2 protein-coding genes are annotated in these 764 nt (G+C 28.8%); both read left to right on the forward strand.

The window, feature by feature from the left end; genetic code table 11:
• Positions 1–267 (forward strand): GlsB/YeaQ/YmgE family stress response membrane protein (locus HMPREF9129_RS10390; RefSeq protein WP_306424736.1); only part of this gene is annotated, 267 nt, incomplete at its 5' end.
• A gap of 187 nt (positions 268–454) precedes the next feature.
• A partial coding sequence (locus tag HMPREF9129_RS10395) for a cation transporter (protein WP_004823580.1) occupies positions 455–764 on the forward strand: 310 nt, incomplete at its 3' end.

Raw genomic sequence — 764 nt, forward strand, 5'->3', positions numbered from 1 at the left:
TTGAAGAAGAAAGGAAGTACAATTATGATAGCTTGGTTAATTTTAGGGGCTTTATCCGGTTGGATAGCTAGTAGAATAATGAAACGTGATGAACAAATGGGAGCTATAGCAAATATAGTTGTAGGTGTAATAGGGGCTTTTATTGGAGGTTTCTTAGGTACTAGATTACTTGGGGTTGATGTAACAGGACTTAATATTAGTTCAATCTTGCTGTCAGTTTTAGGAGCAGTTATATTGTTAGCTATTTTAGGCGGCATTAGAAAATAAGATATAAATTTTAAATCCTACCGAGGAAAGATAAACTTATCTATTTGAAATATGATAGAAAATTTATCCTACTTGTGTAGGATTTTTTGTTTTAAAAATTTAAATTGATATTGACTATCGAATAACAAAAAGTTAAAATGAAAATATAATATATGAATAAATTTTCATAAGTTCATAGGAGGCGGTTATGGAAAAGAATCTTGAATATAGATTGCGTTTGAAAGGTTTAAACTGTGCAAATTGTGCTGCAAAAATAGAAGGCAAGACAAAAAATATAGTTGGAGTGGAGGAAGCTGATTTTAATCTTTCAAATGAAATATTTACTCTAAAAATAAAAGAAAATGTGGACAGAATTAAACTTGCAAAAAAAGTAAAACAAATAGTAGATGAAACAGAACCGGGTGTTGAAACTTTGAGCATAGATGAAGATGTTGAAGATGAAAAAAGTTATGTAGAACTTTTAAAACATATTTTGATTTTATTTGGACTAATATTAA

The organism is Peptoniphilus indolicus ATCC 29427 (genome assembly GCF_000227315.1).
GTDB classification, from domain to species: Bacteria; Bacillota; Clostridia; order Tissierellales; family Peptoniphilaceae; genus Peptoniphilus; species Peptoniphilus indolicus.